This is a genomic window from Polaribacter litoreus (assembly GCF_054584775.1).
Window position 1 is genome coordinate 13,989 of sequence record NZ_JBTLRD010000017.1, and the last position, 19,706, is coordinate 33,694.

General features: G+C 31.9%; 14 protein-coding genes. 11 read left to right on the forward strand and 3 right to left on the reverse strand.

Annotated elements, in window-relative coordinates:
* The 9 genes from ACW9UN_RS13955 to ACW9UN_RS13995 all read left to right on the forward strand — a co-directional run bounded on the left by ACW9UN_RS13955 (position 1) and on the right by ACW9UN_RS13995 (position 8,070).
* The gene (locus ACW9UN_RS13955) at positions 1-1,317 is read left to right on the forward strand and encodes a hypothetical protein (protein ID WP_459486918.1); all 1,317 of its coding nucleotides are present in this window, start codon (positions 1-3) and stop codon (positions 1,315-1,317) included.
* 2 nt (positions 1,318-1,319) lie between these two features.
* Positions 1,320-2,072, forward strand: a complete 753-nt coding sequence (locus tag ACW9UN_RS13960) for an MbnP family protein (RefSeq protein ID WP_459486919.1) — start codon at positions 1,320-1,322, stop codon at positions 2,070-2,072.
* A gap of 47 nt (positions 2,073-2,119) precedes the next feature.
* Positions 2,120-3,178 (forward strand): cytochrome-c peroxidase, encoded by a 1,059-nt coding sequence (locus ACW9UN_RS13965; protein WP_459486920.1) that lies wholly within the window; start codon positions 2,120-2,122, stop codon positions 3,176-3,178.
* Positions 3,179-3,284: 106 nt separating this feature from the next.
* Positions 3,285-3,614 carry a HesB/IscA family protein gene (locus tag ACW9UN_RS13970; protein WP_397444729.1) on the forward strand — a complete coding sequence of 110 codons (330 nt, stop codon included), beginning with the start codon at positions 3,285-3,287 and terminating at the stop codon, positions 3,612-3,614.
* 36 nt (positions 3,615-3,650) lie between these two features.
* Positions 3,651-4,043 (forward strand): four helix bundle protein, encoded by a 393-nt coding sequence (locus ACW9UN_RS13975; protein ID WP_459486921.1) that lies wholly within the window; start codon positions 3,651-3,653, stop codon positions 4,041-4,043.
* Positions 4,044-4,081: 38 nt separating this feature from the next.
* Positions 4,082-5,527: a Fe-S cluster assembly protein SufB gene (gene sufB, locus ACW9UN_RS13980; RefSeq protein ID WP_459486922.1), complete on the forward strand. Its 1,446-nt coding sequence runs from the start codon at positions 4,082-4,084 to the stop codon at positions 5,525-5,527.
* 104 nt (positions 5,528-5,631) lie between these two features.
* Positions 5,632-6,381, forward strand: a complete 750-nt coding sequence (sufC, locus tag ACW9UN_RS13985) for a Fe-S cluster assembly ATPase SufC (RefSeq protein WP_459486923.1) — start codon at positions 5,632-5,634, stop codon at positions 6,379-6,381.
* Between the two features lie 80 nt (positions 6,382-6,461).
* Positions 6,462-7,778: a Fe-S cluster assembly protein SufD gene (gene sufD, locus ACW9UN_RS13990; RefSeq protein ID WP_459486924.1), complete on the forward strand. Its 1,317-nt coding sequence runs from the start codon at positions 6,462-6,464 to the stop codon at positions 7,776-7,778.
* A gap of 88 nt (positions 7,779-7,866) precedes the next feature.
* Complete coding sequence (locus ACW9UN_RS13995) at positions 7,867-8,070, forward strand: hypothetical protein (RefSeq protein WP_459486925.1); 204 nt, start codon at positions 7,867-7,869, stop codon at positions 8,068-8,070.
* A 53-nt stretch (positions 8,071-8,123) separates the two neighbouring features.
* Here ACW9UN_RS13995 and ACW9UN_RS14000 read toward each other — a convergent pair whose 3' ends face one another.
* A complete protein-coding gene (locus ACW9UN_RS14000; RefSeq protein WP_459486926.1) occupies positions 8,124-9,416 on the reverse strand; it encodes an aminopeptidase P family protein in 1,293 nt (430 codons plus the stop codon).
* A 301-nt stretch (positions 9,417-9,717) separates the two neighbouring features.
* On the opposite strand from ACW9UN_RS14000, the gene ACW9UN_RS14005 reads away from it, so the two are divergent.
* Positions 9,718-12,858 (forward strand): BspA family leucine-rich repeat surface protein, encoded by a 3,141-nt coding sequence (locus ACW9UN_RS14005; protein ID WP_459486927.1) that lies wholly within the window; start codon positions 9,718-9,720, stop codon positions 12,856-12,858.
* Between the two features lie 43 nt (positions 12,859-12,901).
* A complete protein-coding gene (locus tag ACW9UN_RS14010) occupies positions 12,902-17,839 on the forward strand; it encodes a BspA family leucine-rich repeat surface protein (RefSeq protein WP_459486929.1) in 4,938 nt (1,645 codons plus the stop codon).
* Between the two features lie 58 nt (positions 17,840-17,897).
* Here ACW9UN_RS14010 and ACW9UN_RS14015 read toward each other — a convergent pair whose 3' ends face one another.
* Positions 17,898-19,223 (reverse strand): DEAD/DEAH box helicase, encoded by a 1,326-nt coding sequence (locus ACW9UN_RS14015; RefSeq protein ID WP_459486930.1) that lies wholly within the window; start codon positions 19,221-19,223, stop codon positions 17,898-17,900.
* Between the two features lie 146 nt (positions 19,224-19,369).
* Entirely contained in the window at positions 19,370-19,636 is a 267-nt protein-coding gene (locus tag ACW9UN_RS14020) for a GlsB/YeaQ/YmgE family stress response membrane protein (protein WP_459486931.1), read from the reverse strand.
* Positions 19,637-19,706: the final 70 nt, after the last annotated feature.

Consider the following 19,706-nt stretch of genomic DNA (forward strand, 5'->3'; position numbering starts at 1 on the left):
GTGTTTTCTTTGATCAAGAAATTAAGACTCATACTATTTTTTTTATTGTTTTTACAATGCACGAAAGATGATGTTGTAGAGCCTGCAAAAACAGCGGTAGTAAAAACGTTTGGAGGCTCTAAAAACGATGTTTTGCAATCAGTCGTAAAAACATCAGATGGGGGGTATGCAGTGTTAGGATATACACAAAGCAACGATTTTGATATCAGTAATAAATCTAACGAAAGTTATGATTTTTGGGTGATGAAATTTTCATCTGATAATACCTTACTTTGGCAACACACTTATGGAGGCTCAGATAATGACAGAGGTACAGATATTATTGCCACTAATGATGGTGGTTTTGCCTTATTAGGTTTTAGTAAAAGTGATGATGTTAACGTGTCTGAAAATGCTGGCGCACAAGATGTTTGGTTGATAAAATTAACCCAAAATGGCCTTGTTTCTTGGCAAAAATCATTTGGTTATTCTGGCGCAGATATTGGTACTGCTTTACTGCAAACTTCAGACAATGGATTTTTAATAACAGGAGTTTTAGACGTTTCTGCGTCCAATGGCCAAGGAAACGCAAAAACTACTCAAAAACATGCAGGTGGTGATGTTTGGGTAATAAAATTAGACCATTCTGGAAATTTAGTTTGGAGCAGGTTTTTTGGTGGCTCATTTACAGACACTCCTTTTGGCGTGGTAGAAACTGCAAACAATTCTTACCTCATTGCAGCCTCATCAGATAGTAACGATTTTAATATTTCTAACAACAAAGGATCTTACGATTTTTGGATTTTAAATATTGCCAATACAGGTGATTTGCTTTGGGAAAAAAACTTTGGAGGTTCAGAAATTGATGAACCAAGAGGAATAACCCTAGCTAATGATAATAATATTGTAATTGTTGGAGATACACGAAGCACAGATCAAGACATTACCAACAATAATGGAGGTGCAGATTTATGGCTGCTAAAAATAGATGTTTCAGGAAACAAAATTTGGGAAAAAAACTTTGGAGGAAGTAGTTTTGACGTTGCCAGATCTATTTCTAAAACTAAAGATAATGGTTTTATAATTTCAGGAAATTCCAGAAGCATAGATTTTGGTTTTATCAATCAAGGTAAAAATGATGCCTGGATGTTAAAGGTTGATGATTCAGGAAATGAAATTTGGCAAAAATTTGTAGGAGGTTCGCAAAACGAATTTCTTTTTGATGCTATTCAATTAAGCAATCAATCTATTATTGCTGTTGGAGAAAGTAGTAGCGCTGATAAAGAAATACCAGAAAATAAAGGCTTTTCGGATGCTTTAATCATAAACTTAAAATAAAAATGAAAAAGGTAATTAGCTTGTTTTTTGTTATGATCACAATAAATGCTTGTAAAGACGAAATAGATTGTTGTATAAATATGCCTCCTGTAAAAGTTACACTAAAATTCACCCATAATTGGGATGGAGTTCCAGTGAACTCGTCAGACTTTAATCAGTTTAAATTCATCAATAAAAATGGCGAAACAATACGTGTCGAAAAACTAAGATACGTGCTTTCTGATATCAATATAGGTATCAATAAAATAAACCATCATTTAATTAATATTGGTGAAGATTCTGGTTTAGAGTTGGTTGTAAATGAAGTTTCACAAGGTTCAAATTTTATAAAATTTACCTTTGGATTTTCTGACGAAGACAATCAAGATGGTATTTATCAAGATTTAAATTCGGTAAATTTTGGAGTTCCACTGATGTTAGGTGGTGGGTATCATTACATGCAATTTGATGGTAAATATAAAGATGTTAATAATGCAGATGCCAATTTTAATTACCATGTAATTCGTGCAGCAAACAGTGCAAATTCGAATCCTTGGGAAAATTTACCTGATACTTCTTTTGAGGTTGATTTAGGGACTTTCGATTTTAAAAGTGATACCATAATAGAAATTGAAATGAACATTGCAGAATGGTTTAAAAACCCAAATACTTGGAACTTAAATGAGCTAAATACAGTTTTAATGCCTAATTTTGAAGCCCAAAAGTTAATGAATGCTAATGGAAAATCGGTTTTTTCTTTAGGTGATATCAATTAAAAAAAAACTTCAAACTGTCATTTAGACTTTATAGAGAAATCTCAACAATGAAAAAAATTTGGTTTTACATTTTTTCCTTATTTCTTTTGATAAGTTGCGCATCAAAAGAAGAAGACAGTTATACCCCAATTTCGTATGATTTAAAAATACCACAATTATTTGCAGATAAACTAATTGCACCAGTAGTACCAGCAGATAATCCTTTAACTGTAGAAGGTGTAGCTTTAGGTAAAAAATTATTTACAGACAATATTTTGTCTGGCAACCGAACACAATCTTGTGCACATTGCCACAGATTACAAGAAGCATTTTCTCATAGTCAACAATTTAGTGAAGGCGCAAATGGTTCTTTTGGCGATAGAAATTCAATGCCATTATTCAATTTAGCTTGGAATTTTGATGAGGTATTTTTTTGGGACGGAAAAGCATTTTCGCTCGAAAATCAGGCATTTGAACCAGTTTCTAATCCCATTGAAATGAATGCAGATTGGAAAAAAATAGAAACTCGATTGAACAATCACGATACCTATCCTAGTTTATTTCAACAAGCGTTTGGCACCTCAAAAATAGATTCTAATTTAGTGGTAAAAGCCATTGCCCAATTTGAAAGAACTTTAATTTCTGGAGACTCTAAGTTTGATAAATACTTACTAGGTGAAGCTACATTAACAGCTCAAGAACAAAATGGCTTTGCTATTTTTATGGATGAAAATAAAGGCGATTGCTTTCATTGTCATGGAAGTAATAACAATCCGCTTTGGACAGATAATCAATTTCATAACAATGGTTTAGATTCCACTTTTTCTGATTTAGGTTTGGGAGCAGTTACAGGAGACCCTGCAGATAATGGAAAATTTAAAACACCATCATTAAGAAACTTAACCTTTACAGCACCTTATATGCACGATGGTCGTTTTACAACGTTAGAAGAGGTTATCAATCATTATTCAGAAGGTTTACAACCCTCAGCCACTATAGACCCTTTAATGAAAAAGGTAAACCAAGGTGGTGTAGGATTATCAGCACAAGAAAAAGCTGATTTAAAATCCTTTTTGTTAACCCTTACCGATTTAGAATTTATCACTAATCCCGACTTTAAAAATTAATCAATAAAACCAATAGTTTCATAGCAGTTGTTAATGAAAGTTTAACAATTTTGTTGATGTTATATCGTATATTTGCGAACAATTTAGATTTAATCTATTTAAAATTATGATAAAAGTTTCAGACACAGCAAAAAAGAAAGTCATTGAACTAATGACTGATGATGGCTTTGACGCAACTAAAGACTATGTAAGAGTTGGTGTAAAAAGTGGTGGTTGTTCAGGCTTATCTTATGATTTAACTTTCGATAATAAACAAGAAGAAAACGACAAGGTATTCGAAGAAAATGAGGTAAGAATCATTGTAGATAAAAAAAGTTTTTTATATTTAGTAGGAACAACTTTAGAATATTCTGGAGGTTTAAACGGAAAAGGTTTTGTATTTAACAACCCAAATGCAAATAGAACTTGTGGTTGTGGAGAAAGTTTTTCTCTATAAACGAGGTTCAAAATTTAAAATTTAAGATTTAAAATTATGGCAACTGTTAAAATGTTCGAAGATTTAGAAATTTGGAAACTTTCTAGAATTCTTTGTAAGGACATAAATACAGTTGCAAATAATACAGAATTAAAAAGAGATTACAGATTATATAATCAAATAGATGGTTCTTCTGGTTCAATTATGGATAATATTGCAGAAGGATTTGAAAGAAATGGTAATAAAGAGTTTATTCAGTTTTTATCAATAGCAAAAGCATCTTGTGGAGAAACAAGGTCTCAATTATATAGAGTTTTTGATAGAAATTATGTAAATGAAAAAGATTTTAATAAATTAAAAGAACAAGCACTTGTATTAAGTAAAATGATTGGTGGTTTTATCAGTTATTTAAAAAAAAGTGATTTCAAAGGAAGTAAATATAAAAGTTAACAAGCCAACTTTGAATTTTAAACAAAAAACTTTGAACAATGAAGTATACAGAAGACGATTTAGCGATTGAATTAAAAACCAAAGAATACGAATATGGTTTTTATACGGATATAGAAAGTGAAACCTTTGCAAAAGGGTTAAATGAAGAGGTGGTTCGTGCAATTTCTAAAAAGAAAAACGAACCAGAATGGATGACGGAATGGAGACTTGAAGCTTTTAGAGTTTGGGAAAAAATGACGGAGCCAGATTGGGCTAATGTAAAATATCCAAAGCCAAATTTTCAAGAAATTGCTTACTATTCTGCACCAAAAAAGAAACCAAAATTAAATTCTTTAGATGAGGTAGATCCAGACTTATTAGAAACTTTTAAGAAATTAGGAATTTCTATAGACGAGCAAAAGAAATTAGCAAACGTAGCAGTAGATATTGTAATGGATTCTGTTTCTGTAGCGACTACTTTTAAGAAAACCTTAGCTGAAAAAGGGATCATTTTTATGCCAATTTCAGAAGCCATTCAAGAGCATCCAGAATTGGTTAAAAAATATTTAGGAACAGTTGTACCAACATCAGATAATTTTTATGCTGCTTTAAATTCGGCTGTTTTTTCTGATGGATCTTTTTGTTATATTCCAAAAGGTGTAAAATGTCCAATGGAGTTATCAACCTACTTTAGAATTAACGAAGGCGGAACAGGACAATTTGAAAGAACTTTAGTAGTTGCAGATAAAGGTAGTTACGTTTCTTATTTAGAAGGATGTACTGCTCCTCAAAGAGATGAAAATCAATTGCATGCAGCTGTTGTAGAATTAATTGCAATGGACGATGCAGAAATTAAATATTCTACGGTTCAAAACTGGTTTCCTGGTGATGAAAATGGAAAAGGTGGCGTTTTTAACTTTGTAACCAAAAGAGGTTTATGCGAAACCAATGCAAAAATTTCTTGGACACAAGTAGAAACAGGTTCTGCTGTAACTTGGAAATATCCTTCTTGCATATTAAAAGGAAACAATTCTGTTGGCGAATTTTACTCAATTGCAGTAACCAATCACTTTCAACAAGCAGATACAGGTACTAAAATGATTCACTTGGGTAAAAACACCAAGTCTACCATTATTTCTAAAGGTATTTCTGCGGGTCAATCCCAAAATTCTTATAGAGGTTTGGTTCAAGTAAATTCGAGAGCAGAAAACGCACGTAATTTTTCTCAATGCGATTCTTTGTTGATGGGTAATGCTTGTGGCGCACATACATTTCCGTACATAGAAGCTAAAAATAAATCCGCTCAAATAGAGCACGAAGCTACTACAAGTAAAATTGGTGAAGACCAATTATTTTACTGTAATCAAAGAGGAATTGATACCGAAAAAGCAATTGCTTTAATTGTAAACGGATTTAGTAAAGAGGTTTTAAATAAATTACCAATGGAATTTGCTGTAGAAGCTCAAAAATTATTGGAAATTTCTTTAGAAGGTTCTGTAGGATAGATAGGATTTTCCTGCAAGGTTTCAAGAACCTTGTAGGTATTAAATAAATAAAAATGCAAATACCTCCAATATCAAAAAAGATGTTGTAGGAAATAAAAATTATCATGTTAAAAATAAACAATTTACACGCTTCAATAGAAGAAAAATCAATTTTAAAAGGATTGAATTTAGAAGTAAAGGCTGGTGAAGTTCACGCAATTATGGGGCCAAATGGTGCTGGTAAAAGTACATTGGCTAACATTGTTGCAGGAAAAGAAGAATATGAAGTAACTGACGGAATTATAGAGTTAGATGGCGAAGATATTAGTGAATTAGCTCCTGAAGAAAGAGCACATAATGGTGTGTTTTTATCATTTCAATATCCAGTAGAAATTCCTGGAGTTTCTGTAACTAACTTTATAAAAACAGCCATAAACGAAACCAGAAAAGCAAAAGGTTTAGAAGACATGCCTGCTAAAGACATGTTAAAGAAAATTCGTGAAAAATCTGAATTGTTAGAAATAGACAGAAAGTTTTTATCGCGTTCTTTAAACGAAGGGTTTTCAGGTGGAGAAAAGAAACGTAACGAAATCTTTCAAATGGCAATGTTAGAGCCTAAATTGGCCATCTTAGATGAAACAGATTCTGGTTTAGATATCGATGCTTTGCGTATTGTAGCAAATGGTGTAAATAAGTTAAAATCTAAAGACAATGCTGTAATTGTAATTACACATTACCAACGTTTGTTAGATTATATAGTACCAGATTTTGTGCACGTTTTACACGATGGTAAAATTGTAAAAACTGGTGATGCTTCTTTGGCTTTAGAGTTAGAAGCTAAAGGTTATGACTGGATTAAGAAAGAGTTAGTATAGCTAACTCTTATTCAAAATTCAAAAATTTTAAATTCAAAGTTACTCAATCTTGAATTTTAAACTTAAAACTTTGAACAACAATGGAATTATTAAAAGATAAGATACTTTCTTCATATGTAGCTTTTGAAAATGAGGTAGACATCAATACAGATGTGCATGACATTAGAACAGAAGCTTTAGAAAATTTCGAGAAATTAGGTTTCCCAACCAAAAAGTTAGAAACTTGGAAATACACTTCTTTAAACTCAATTTTAAAAGAAGACTACAGTATTTTTCCTAATAAATGTACAACAGTAGAATTAGCAGATGTAAAAAAGTATTTTATACATGATATAGATAGTTATAAAGTGGTTTTTATTGATGGTAAATACAGTCCGTTTTTATCACAAACTACTCACGATACTATTGATGTTTGCTTAATGTCTGCAGCTTTTTCTAAACCGAAATACAAATCTGTAATAGACAAGTATTTTAATAAAGTAGCTCAAAAAGACAATTTAACGTCTTTAAACACAGCTTTTGCTAAAGAAGGAGCTTACATACATATTCCTAAAAATGTAGAAGTACAAAAGCCAATACAGATTATTAATTTTTCTACCTGTGCAGATTTTTCTACAATGATACAGCCTAGAAATTTAATTGTTGTAGAAGAAAATGCACATGTTCAAATTATAGAACGTCATCAAAGTTTAACATCAAACGCAGTTTTATCTAACGTAGTTACAGAAGTTTTTGTTGATAAAAGTGCTACTGTAGATATTTATAAGATTCAAAATGATGATATAAACGCTTCTTTGGTTGATAATACTTATGTAAATCAAAAATCGAATAGTGTGGCTTCTGTGCATACATTTTCTTTTGGAGGAAATATCACCAGAAATAATTTAAACTTTTATCAAAATGGAGAACATATAGACTCTATTTTAAAAGGTGTTACTATTATTGAAGGTAAACAACATGTAGATCATCATACTTTAGTGCATCATATAGAGCCAAATTGCGAATCTCACCAAGATTATAAAGGTATTTTTGATGAGCGTTCTACAGGTGTTTTTAATGGTAAAGTAATTGTAAATAAAGAAGCTCAGAAAACAAACGCTTATCAACAAAACAATAATGTTTTAGTAAATGATAAAGCTACCATAAATGCAAAACCTCAATTAGAAATTTTTGCTGATGATGTAAAATGTTCTCATGGTTGTACTATTGGTCAATTAGATGATGATGCTTTGTTTTACATGCAACAACGTGGAATTCCGCAAAAAGAAGGTAAAGGATTATTGATGTTTGCTTTTGCAAATACGGTTTTAGAAAGCGTAAAAATACCAGAAGTAAAATCTAGAATTACAAAGTTAATAGCTAGGAAATTAGGTGTTAATATTGGTTTTGATTTATAGGTAAATCAGTTAAGTTTTATTGCGAATGCGCTACATTTAACTAAGTTTATATCCTAGTTTTGTATTGAAACCTTTAAACCAATACATTATGAACAAAACAATAAAATCAGTATTATTAGTTATAGGAATAATTTTATTAGCCTACGGAATTTACACAATGGTAGTGCCAGAAACCCAAATTTCTATAGGAGATTTAGATTTAGTTGAAGCGCAAGACAACACAAATGCTTATATTATTATTGGTTTAGGATTGTTATCAGTTGTATTAAGTTTGATAAAAGGAAAAAGCTAACATAAAATACTTTATAAATTACGAAGCCACTCAATTTTGAGTGGCTTTGTAATTTATTGTTGCATCAACTCTTCAATTTCATCAACTTCAATAGGTATGTTTTGCATCAAATTAAATGGAGATCCATTTTCTTGAATCACAACATCATCTTCTAAACGAATGCCAAAACCTTCATCAGGAATATAAATAGCAGGTTCTACAGTAAATACCATGTTGGCTTGCATAGGTTCGTGTAGTAAACCATAATCATGAGTGTCTAAACCAATGTTATGACTTGTCCCATGCATAAAATACTTTTTATAAGCTGGCCAATTGGGGTCTTCATTTTGTACATCAGCCTTGTCTAATAAACCTAGTTTTAATAATTCTGATGTCATTATTTTACCAACCTCTATGTGATATTCTTTCCATATGGTACCAGGCACTAATAATTTTGTAGCCTCTTTTTTAACAAAGTTAACTGCATTATAAACTTCTTTTTGTCTTTTAGAAAAACGTCCAGAAACAGGTATCGTTCTTGTGAGATCTGATGAATAATTAGCATATTCTGCAGCAGTATCTAACAAAACTAAATCTCCATTTTTACACTGTTGATTGTTTTCTATATAGTGCAAAACATTAGCATTATTTCCTGATGCTATAATTGGTGTATATGCAAATCCTTTAGATCTGTTTTTTACAAATTCGTGTAATAATTCTGCTTCAATTTCATATTCCCAAACTCCAGGTTTTACAAAATTTAAAATTCTTCTAAAACCTTTTTCGGTAATATTACACGCATGTTGCATTAAATCGATTTCTATTTGATCTTTAACAGAACGCAAACGTTGTAAAATAGGATTACTTTTTGCCACAGAATGTGCAGGATATTTTGCCAACAACCATTTTGTAAATCGGTCTTCGCGTGTTTCGGTTTCTACATTTGCTCTATAATGTTCGTTAGTATTAATGTAAAAACAATCTGCATAGGTACTCATTTCGAAAAGTACTTTTTCTAAATCTTGCAACCAATACACAGTTTTAATGCCAGAAGTTGTATATGCAGCTTCTTTGGTTAATTTTTCACCTTCCCAAATAGCAATATGCTCATTGGTTTCTCTAACAAAAAGCACTTCACGTAAATCAGGATTAGGACAATCTGGAAACAACATTAAAACACTTTCTTCTTGGTCTACACCACTTAAATAAAAAATATCACGATGTTGTTCAAAAGGCATTGTGCTATCTGCACTTATAGGATAAATGTCATTAGAGTTAAAAACAGCAATACTTTTCGGCAGCATTTGCGCCATAAAGTTTTTACGGTTTTTAATAAATAAAGCGGAATCTATAGGATGATATTTCATAGTATACAATATTAAAAAGATACACAAAGATACTAAAGATTTACGTTCACTAACAAGGAAGGGAATAAAGTGTATTGATGCAAATACATAGTACGATGTCGGTTTATGTTGTCTTAAATGAAACTAAAAAAAATATTGAAAATTCAAGTAATGTATTAAAATAATTCTATAAAACCTTAAAAACCATAAAAATAACAGGAAAAACCCCTTTATTTTGTAGGAAAATCAAGGTTTATTTAACATTTTTTTGAGATTTGATAAGATTCTTGATAATTTTAGACTGCTAATAAAAAAGAATATTATGAAAACTAAAGCTACCCATTGGTGCGTATTTCTTGCACTATTATTGAATTTTAAAACAATATCTGGTAAAACACGCTATCTCTATGATAATCATATAGATAATATGGTGTTGTTAGATGATAGTAAATCTAAAAACAGCTCAAAAACCAATGTAAATGAAACAAAAGAATCAAACACAGATTTAGAAAAAAAGAGCACAACTAATCTAACCCCAATTACACAAGATAATATTAAGCAAGCAATAGCTCTTTGGTATTTAAGCCGAGGATCAGCAGAAGCTACTTTTGGTCATATTAAAGATTGGGATGTATCGAGTATAACAGATATGTCTGGTTTATTTGAAGATTATCCTGCACTTAATGGTGATATAAGTGCTTGGGATGTGTCTAATGTAACCAATATGTCAAATATGTTCAATCGTTCTCGTAACTTTAGGTTAGATATTAATTCTTGGGACGTTTCTAACGTAACAGATATGAGCTATATGTTTCGAGAAGCATCCGATAATCAAATAGATATGAGCTCTTGGGACGTTTCTAATGTAACAAATATGAGTTATATGTTTCTAGAAGCATCCGAAGTTCAGATAGATGTAAGCAATTGGGACGTTTCTAATGTTACAGATATGTCTCATATGTTTGAGGATACACGAGACAATTCCTTAGATATTAGATCTTGGGATGTTTCTAGTGTTACTAACATGGAATTTATGTTTAAAAGTGCTCGTGATTTTAATCAAGACATTAGTTCTTGGGATGTCTCTAATGTTACCAATATGAGTAGTATGTTTCTTCTGGCATTTGTTTTTAACCAGGATATAGGATCTTGGAATGTTTCTAGTGTTACCAACATGGCATATATGTTTAGAAATGCTAGTGATTTTAATCAAGACATCAGTTCTTGGGATGTTTCTAGTGTTACAAATATGGAACATATGTTTAGACATGTTGGTGATTTTAATCAAGATATCAGTTCTTGGGATGTTTCTAATGTTACCAACATGGGATATATGTTTGGAGGTGCAAATAGGTTTAACCAAGATATAGGATCTTGGGATGTTTCTAGTGTTACAAATATGGAAGGGATGTTCAATAGAGCATCAGATTTTAATCAAGATATAGGATCTTGGAATGTTTCTAACGTTACAAATATGACAGAGATGTTTTATGTTGCAGGAAATTTTAATCAAGATTTAAGGTATTGGTGTGTTTCTAGTTTTAATAGAGAACCTTTTAATTTTTCAGCATATTCAGCTATTGATGAAACCAATATGCCACTTTGGGGTAAATGTCCTATGGATTGGACAAAAATAACCCAAGCTAACATATATACAGCTGTAGATGCTTGGATTGCAGATAGTAGAGCAGCAGAAGATATCTATGGTCCTATAGAATTTTGGGATGTTTCTGGAGTAACTAATATGTCTGAATTATTTAGAGGTAAGACACTTATTGGTGATATTAGTAATTGGGATGTTTCTAACGTAACAGATATGAGCCTTATGTTTAACGATTCTAGATTTAATCCAGATATTAGTAATTGGGATGTTTCTAATGTTACAACTATGTTTGCAATGTTTGCGGGTTCTTGGAGTTTTAATCGAGATATAAGTAGTTGGGATGTTTCTAATGTTACGAATATGAGATCAATGTTTCTTGAGGCGGCTTATTTTAATCAAGATATAGGTGGTTGGGATGTTTCTAGCGTAACAACTATGTATCAAATGTTTGCTGCTGCTGCATCTTTTAATCAAAATATATCCGGTTGGTGCGTAACTAATATTACTTCAGAGCCTACTAATTTTGCAACGAACTCTGCTTTAGCAGAAGCTAACAAACCAGTTTGGGGGGCTTGCCCAGAATTTGTAATTACCCAAACCACCATACAATCAGCAGTAAATACTTGGGTAGCAAACCCAATTGCAGCAGAAGCTACTTATGGGCACATTAAAGATTGGGATGTTTCTAGGGTCACTAATATGTCAGAATTATTTAAGGATAAAACCAATTTTAATGATGATATTAGTGATTGGGACGTATCTAACGTAACAGATATGAGTTCTATGTTTGAAAGTGCTTCTAATTTTAACCAAGATATCAGTAGTTGGGATGTTTCTAGCGTAACAACTATGTATCGAATGTTTAGAAAAGCTACAAATTTCAATGGACAAATTGGTAATTGGATTGTTTCTAATGTTATTGATATGTTTGGAATGTTTGCTTATGCTGAGAGTTTTAATCAAGATATTGGTGGTTGGGATGTTTCTAGTGTAACTGATATGGGGACAATGTTTTTTGAAACGAAAAGTTTTAATCAAGATATTGGTAGTTGGGATGTTTCTAGTGTAACAAGTATGCGTCAAATGTTTACTGGTGCTACAATTTTTAATCAAAATATTGGCGGTTGGGATATTTCTAACGTAACAACAATGCATCAAATGTTTAGAGTTGCAAGTAATTTCAATGGAGATATTAGTAAATGGAATATTTCTAAGGTAACTAATATGTTCGCAATGTTCCTTGGGGCAGATAGTTTTAACCAAGATATCGCATCTTGGGATGTTTCTAGTGTAACAAGTATGGAAGCATTATTTGCTTTTGCAGATAATTTTAATCAAGATATTAGTAGTTGGGATGTTTCTAACGTAACAACTATGTTTCAAATGTTTGATGGCACTATTAATTTTAATCAAGATATAGGTGGTTGGGACGTATCCAACGTAACAAATATGTCTTATATGTTTCGTGATGCCACAAATTTTAATCAAAACTTAAGCAGTTGGTGCGTAACTAATATTACTTCAGAGCCTAATGATTTTGCAACAGATGCTGCTTTAGCAGAGGTTAACAAACCAGTTTGGGGTACTTGCCCAGCATTAAGTACAACAGATTTTACAACTTCAGAAAACATAAACATTTACCTTTCAAATCATAACGAATTAAATATTACAGGAATTACAATAGGTGATGCAATTTCGATAGAGTTGTTTGATATGTTAGGTAAAAAAGTAGGCGTATATGCTATACAACAAGCAGGGACGAATAACTATATTCAATTACATACTGCTAAAACAGGCTTGTATGTAGTGAAACTAAGTACACCAACTACAACAAAACAAAAAAAGATTTTTATGCAATAAAATTATTGAGAATAATTTTAAACGGCTAATTAAAAAGAATATTATGAAAACGAAAGCTACCTATTGGTGTGTATTTCTTGCACTATTATTAAATTTTAACACAATATCTAGTAAAACACGCTATCTACATGACAACCATGTAGATAGCGTGGTGTTGTTAAATGATAGTAAATGTGAAAACAGTTCAAAAACTAATGTAATTGAAATTAAAGAATCAAACACAGGTTTAGAAAAAAAGAGCAATATTAAAAGTCTAACCCCGATTACTCAAGAAAACATTCGAACGGCTGTATTGGCATGGTCTGCAAATCCAGAAGATGCAGAGGCAACTTATGGTCATATAAAAGATTGGGATGTATCAAGTGTTACAGATATGTCTAATTTGTTTAGTGCAGTAAATTTTGATCAAGATGATATAGATATAACTTCTTGGGATGTATCAAATGTTACTAATATGAGAAAAATGTTTTTTGGAGAAGAAAGATTTAACCAAGATATTGGAGGTTGGGATGTTTCTAGTGTTACTAACATGGAGTACATGTTTGCTGGCGCAAATCGTTTTAATCAAGATATTGGAGGTTGGGATGTTTCTAGTGTTACAACAATGGCTGGCATGTTTGAGGGTACTTTAAGTGTTCGAAGTACTTTTAATGGAGACATAAGTTCTTGGGATGTATCCAAAGTTACAACTATGAATAATATGTTTGAATATACCTCTAATTTTAATCAAGATATTGGAGGTTGGGATGTTTCTAGTGTTACCAATATGAAATCTATGTTTCGATATGCCTCTAATTTTAATAAAAATATTGGTTCTTGGGATGTTTCTGCTGTGACTAATATGGAAGATATGTTCACTAGAGCAGAAGCTTTTAATAATGATATAGGAAATTGGAATGTATCTGCAGTAACAGCTATGAGGCAAATGTTTGCATTCGCCAGTAATTTCAATCAAGATATTGGAAGTTGGGATGTTTCTGCAGTAACAGATGTATCTAGGATGTTTTACGGCGCTATCAATTTTAATCATGATGTTGGAAGTTGGAATGTATCAAGTGTTACAGATATGTCTTTTATGTTTGCATTTGCCAATAGTTTCAATCAAGATATTGGAAGTTGGGATGTTTCTGCTGTAACAGATATGTCAGGCATGTTTGGTTTTGCCACTATTTTTGATCAAAACTTAAGCAATTGGTGTGTAACTAACATTACTACTGAACCAGATGATTTTTCATCAAATTCTGCTTTAACGAATGAAAACAAACCAATTTGGGGTACATGTGAAAATGTATTAACTACAATTACACAAGCTAACATTCAGACAGCCGTAGATGCTTGGGTTGCAGACCCAACAGCAGCAGAAGCAACGTATGGTCACATAAAAGATTGGGACGTTTCTAACGTAACAGATATGAGTGAATTATTTAGGGATAAATTCAATTTTAATGATGACATTAGTGGTTGGAATGTTTCTAAAGTGACTACTATGGCTTCGATGTTTACTGGAGCAAGTAACTTTAACCAAAATATTAGTTCTTGGAATGTTTCTAGTGTTACTTTGATGAATAATATGTTTCAAAGAGCAATAAGTTTTAATCAAGATATTAGTAATTGGGATGTTTCTAATGTAACTAATATGGAAGTAATGTTTGCAGAAGCTTCAAGTTTTAATCATAATATTAATAACTGGGACGTGTCAAGTGTTACAGATATGACTTTCATGTTTTTTGCTGCCATCAATTTTAATCAAGATATTGGCGATTGGGATGTTTCTAATGTGGTACAGATGAACTTAATGTTTTCAGGAGCAACTAATTTTAATCAAGATATTGGTGATTGGGATGTTTCTAAGGTTACAGATATGTCTATAATGTTTCTAGAAGCAACAAGTTTTAATCAAGATATCGGTTCTTGGGATGTTTCAAGTGTTACTACTATGGCTTCAATGTTTAATGGAGCAACAAGTTTTAATCAAGATCTTGGTTCTTGGAATGTATCAAATGTTTCTAATATGAGTTCCATGTTTGAAAATGCAAGTAATTTTAATCAAGATCTTACTAGATGGTGTGTTATAAAAATTTTAGAGGAGCCTAATGACTTTGCTTTAAATTCTGCCTTAGGAACCAATAATAAACCTGTTTGGGGTACTTGTAGTAGTTTAACACTTATTACACAAGAAAATATTAAAACAGCAGTAAATGATTGGGAGGAAGATCCAGCAATAGCAGAAGATACGTATGGTCATATTAGAAGTTGGGATGTCTCTAGCGTAACAGATATGTCTCAATTATTTAGAGGTAAAACTCAATTTAATGGTGACATTAGTTCTTGGGATGTTTCTAATGTTACAAATATGCAATATATGTTTTATGAAGCTTCAAGTTTTAATCAGGATATTAGCTCTTGGGACGTTTCAAGTGTTCAGTCTATGGATTATATGTTCTTTAGCGCTAACATTTTTAATCAAGATATTGGTTTATGGGATGTTTCTAATGTTACAAATATGCAATATATGTTTTATGAAGCTTCAAGTTTTAATCAGGATATTGGCTCTTGGGACGTTTCAAGTGTCCAGTCTATGGATTATATGTTCTTTAGTGCTAACATTTTTAATCAAGATATTAGTTTATGGGATGTTTCTAATGTTCTCGATATGGAAGCTATGTTTTCTAGAGCAAGTAGCTTTAATCAAAATATAGGTTCTTGGAATGTATCTAAGGTTATAGATATGAGTATTATGTTTTTTGCAGCAATAAGTTTTAATCAAGACATAGGTTCTTGGGATGTTTCTAATGTTAAAACGATGCGTGGTATGTTTTGGGGAACTCCTTTTAATCAAGACATTGGTTCTTGGGATGTTTCTAAAGTCACAGATTTGTCTCAGATTTTTACTTCTGCATTTAGTTTTAATCAAGATATTGGTTCTTGGGATGTATCAAATGTTACTACTATGTCTTCAATGTTTCAAGAAGCAGTAAGTTTCAATCAAGATATTAGCTCTTGGGATGTTTCTCGTGTTGCAAGTATGAGAAATATGTTTTTAGGGGCAAAAAGTTTTAACCAAGACCTTACACGCTGGTGTGTCTCCAATATTGCAAATGTGCCTTCAGGGTTTTCAGATCGGTCTGCTTTAGAAGAGAACAATAAACCAGTATGGGGTAGTTGCCCAATTACACAATTCAACATAAGAAAAGCAGTAAATGAGTGGGTTGCAGATCCAACAGCAGCAGAAGCAACGTATGGTCACATAAAAGATTGGGACGTTTCTTACGTAACAGATATGAGTGAATTATTTAAGGATAAATTTAATTTTAATGATGACATTAGTGGTTGGGATGTATCAAATGTTACAGATATGTCACAGATGTTTCGGTCTGCAACTAGTTTTAACCAAGATATCAGTAGTTGGTGCGTTACAAATATTACTAGTTTACCTTCAAGTTTTGCCGAAAGTTCTGCACTAACAACAAGTAACATGCCTTTATGGGGTACTTGTCCTGAGCTAGTAACTCCAATAACTCAGGATAACATACAAACTGCAGTAGATGCTTGGATTGCAAACCCTGTTACAGCAGAAGCTACTTATGACCACATTAAAGACTGGGATGTCTCTGCAGTAACAGATATGAGCAGTTTGTTTATAGGTAAAGCAAATTTCAATGATGATATTTCTGCTTGGGATGTTTCCAATGTAGCAAATATGTCAAATATGTTTAGTGGAGCAAGAAGTTTTAACCAAGATATTAGTTCTTGGGATGTTTCTAATGTAACAGATATGGATTTTATGTTTAATGAAGCTACAGCTTTTAATCAAGATATTAGTAATTGGTGTGTTACAAATATTACTAGTTTACCTACAGGGTTTTCTGCAAGTTCTGCATTAACAACAAGCAATATGCCTTTTTGGGGTACTTGTCCTGTGCAAGTAACTCTAATAACTCAGGATAACATACAAACTGCAGTAGATACTTGGATTGCAGATCCAGTAGCAGCAGAATCTACCTATGGTCATATTAAAGACTGGGATGTCTCTGCAGTAACAGATATGAGCAGTTTGTTTAGAGGTAAAGCAACTTTCAATGATGATATTTCTGCTTGGGATGTCTCTAACGTAACTAATATGTCTTGGATGTTTTCTCGCGCTAGAAATTTTAATCAAGATTTAAGTAGTTGGGATGTGTCTAGTGTTATATATATGATAGAGATGTTCCAAGATTCTAATGCATTTAACCAAGATTTAAGTAGTTGGGATGTATCTAATGTAATTAATATGAATAGTATGTTTAGAGAAGCTCTTGTTTTTAATCAAAATTTAGGAAGTTGGGATGTATCTAATGTAACAAGCATGAAAGATATGTTTTATGAAGCTATTGCTTTTAACCAAAATATAAGTAATTGGGATGTCTCTAGCGTAACCAATATGTCAGAGATGTTCCGAAAATCTTTTGCATTTAATCAAGATATCGGTAGCTGGGATGTGTCAAAAGTAACTAATATGTTTGCTATGTTTGGAAATTCTAAAGCTTTTAGTCAAGATATAGGTAGCTGGGATGTGTCTAGTGTAACAAATATGGATTTTATGTTTTTTGAAGCCACAGCTTTTAATCAAGATATTAGTAATTGGTGTGTTACAAATATTACTAGTTTACCTACAGGGTTTTCCGAAAGTTCTGCATTATCAACAAGCAATATGCCTGTTTGGGGTACATGCCCAACATTAAACACTACAGACTTTATTTCTGATGAAAACATATTCATATATGTTTCTAAGAATAAAGAACTCAATATTTCTGGAGTTTCTGTTGGAGAAAAAGTTGAGGTTGAAATTTTTAATCTACTAGGCAAAAGTGTTTTTATTTCTTTGATAAAACAAGCTGAGGCAAATAATATCATTCAGTTAAATACCATACAAACAGGAGTTTATATTGTAAAACTAAAAGCAGGGAATGATGTGAAAATCAATAAGATTATTATTGAATAAATAAAAAAACTCCTATTGACTTAATGTGAATAGGAGTTTTATTTTTTTTCAAAAGACACTAATTTTTCTGATTTGAATTGTTATTTCTTCTGCCTTGAAATTTATTTTTTGATGTATTCCCTTTAAAATGAGGTTTTCTTCTCTGTGCTGAACCTGTTTCAGCATCCTTATTTTTATTCGAGCCAGAAGGTTTCTTTTTCTTTCCAAAAGACTTTTTACTCTGTGTAGCTGCTCTTTTTGGTGGAGCAGTATCTTGTGGCTCAAAACCTTCGACTATCGAGGTTTTCAATTTTTCGTTTAAAACCTTTTCTATTTCTCTTTGATACTCTACTTCTTCACTACAAACCAAAGAAATAGCTTCTCCTTTTGCACCAGCTCTCCCTGTTCTACCAATTCTGTGTACATAATCTTCTGGCACATTTGGCAGCTCATAATTAATAACATGAGGCAATAAAGGAATATCTAAACCACGAGCAGCAATATCTGTAGCTACTAAAACTTTGATGGAATTATCTTTAAAATCTCTTAAGGCTTTTGTTCTAGCACCTTGACTTTTATTTCCATGAATTGCAGCAGCCGAAATTTTAGATTTTATCAAATTTTGAGTCAATTTATTGGCTCCATGTTTGGTTCTTGTAAAGATTAAAACCTGACTCCAATTGTTCTCTTTAATTAATTGAATCGTAAATTCTGTCTTTCTTTTTTTATCAACCTTAAAAACACTGTGTGTTACTTTTTTTGCAGTAGAATTTTGTGGTGCAGTTTCTACCTCAACAGGGTTTTTTAAAATGCCATTGGCAAGCTTTTTTATATCCTGAGAAAAAGTAGCAGAAAACAGTAAATTCTGACGTTCTTCTGGCATAAAACTTATAATCTTGTTGATGTCTCTTACAAAACCCATATCCAACATTCTATCAGCTTCGTCTAAAACTAAAACATCAATTCTTTTAAAAGATACTGCTTTTTGATCGTGTAAATCGAGTAACCTTCCTGGTGTTGCTACTAAAATATCTACACCTCTTTTTAGTGTAGCAATTTGCGATGCTGGTTTAACTCCGCCAAAAACAACTGCAGATTTTATGTTTACGTATTTACTGTATTCTCTTACATTATCGTAAACTTGTGCAGCTAATTCTCTTGTAGGTGTTAAAACCAAAGCACGTAAAGGTCTGTATTTTGGATGTTTGGTTTCTGATAAATATTGTAAAACAGGCAAAGTAAATCCTGCTGTTTTTCCTGTTCCTGTTTGGGCGGATGCCAAAACATCTTTTCCTTGTAAAATATGTGGTATTGCTTTTTGCTGAATAGGAGAAGGTTTTGTATACCCTTTTTCTTCTACTGCTTTAGTAAAGGCATCTGATAAGCCTAGAGATTTAAATGTCATAAATGGTATTTAAGAAACAATTTTTTCATCATTTCTAATAAAGTGCAAATGTAGGTGGATTCTTTTGCTTTCGTGTTGTTATTTGCTGTAAATAAAAAAAGATGCTATAAATGGCATCTTTTTTATCTGCAATTTTTTTTAGATTTTTACCTTCTTCTAGAACGCGACCCTCTTAAAACACCCACTAAAAATAAAATTACAATGGCACCAGTTGCGCCAACTATAATGTCTTCTAACCAGTAAGGGTTTACATTTATTTTTATGCCTAATTGCCCATAAAGCCAATCGCCAACAAAACTACCAGCAATACCAATTATAATATTTACAATTAGGCCAAAACCGTTGTCTCTCATCAAAACGTCTGCAATATAACCGCAAATTGCCCCAATAATTAATGTATATAAAATGTTCATTTTATAGAATTTAAGTGATTAATTTTGTACAATTTAGTAAAATTAACAATAAAAACGAAAGGAAGTCTTT

Bases quoted from the DNA above. Each gene is read 5' to 3' on its own strand.
- sufC (WP_459486923.1), top strand. From the start codon at position 5,632: ATGTTAAAAATAAACAATTTACACGCTTCAATAGAAGAAAAATCAATT.
- ACW9UN_RS14015 (WP_459486930.1), bottom strand. From the start codon at position 19,223: ATGACATTTAAATCTCTAGGCTTATCAGATGCCTTTACTAAAGCAGTA.
- ACW9UN_RS13965 (WP_459486920.1), top strand. From the start codon at position 2,120: ATGAAAAAAATTTGGTTTTACATTTTTTCCTTATTTCTTTTGATAAGT.
- ACW9UN_RS13975 (WP_459486921.1), top strand. From the start codon at position 3,651: ATGGCAACTGTTAAAATGTTCGAAGATTTAGAAATTTGGAAACTTTCT.
- ACW9UN_RS13970 (WP_397444729.1), top strand. From the start codon at position 3,285: ATGATAAAAGTTTCAGACACAGCAAAAAAGAAAGTCATTGAACTAATG.
- ACW9UN_RS13995 (WP_459486925.1), top strand. From the start codon at position 7,867: ATGAACAAAACAATAAAATCAGTATTATTAGTTATAGGAATAATTTTA.
- ACW9UN_RS14010 (WP_459486929.1), top strand. From the start codon at position 12,902: ATGAAAACGAAAGCTACCTATTGGTGTGTATTTCTTGCACTATTATTA.
- ACW9UN_RS14000 (WP_459486926.1), bottom strand. From the start codon at position 9,416: ATGAAATATCATCCTATAGATTCCGCTTTATTTATTAAAAACCGTAAA.
- ACW9UN_RS13960 (WP_459486919.1), top strand. From the start codon at position 1,320: ATGAAAAAGGTAATTAGCTTGTTTTTTGTTATGATCACAATAAATGCT.
- sufD (WP_459486924.1), top strand. From the start codon at position 6,462: ATGGAATTATTAAAAGATAAGATACTTTCTTCATATGTAGCTTTTGAA.
- sufB (WP_459486922.1), top strand. From the start codon at position 4,082: ATGAAGTATACAGAAGACGATTTAGCGATTGAATTAAAAACCAAAGAA.
- ACW9UN_RS14020 (WP_459486931.1), bottom strand. From the start codon at position 19,636: ATGAACATTTTATATACATTAATTATTGGGGCAATTTGCGGTTATATT.
- ACW9UN_RS14005 (WP_459486927.1), top strand. From the start codon at position 9,718: ATGAAAACTAAAGCTACCCATTGGTGCGTATTTCTTGCACTATTATTG.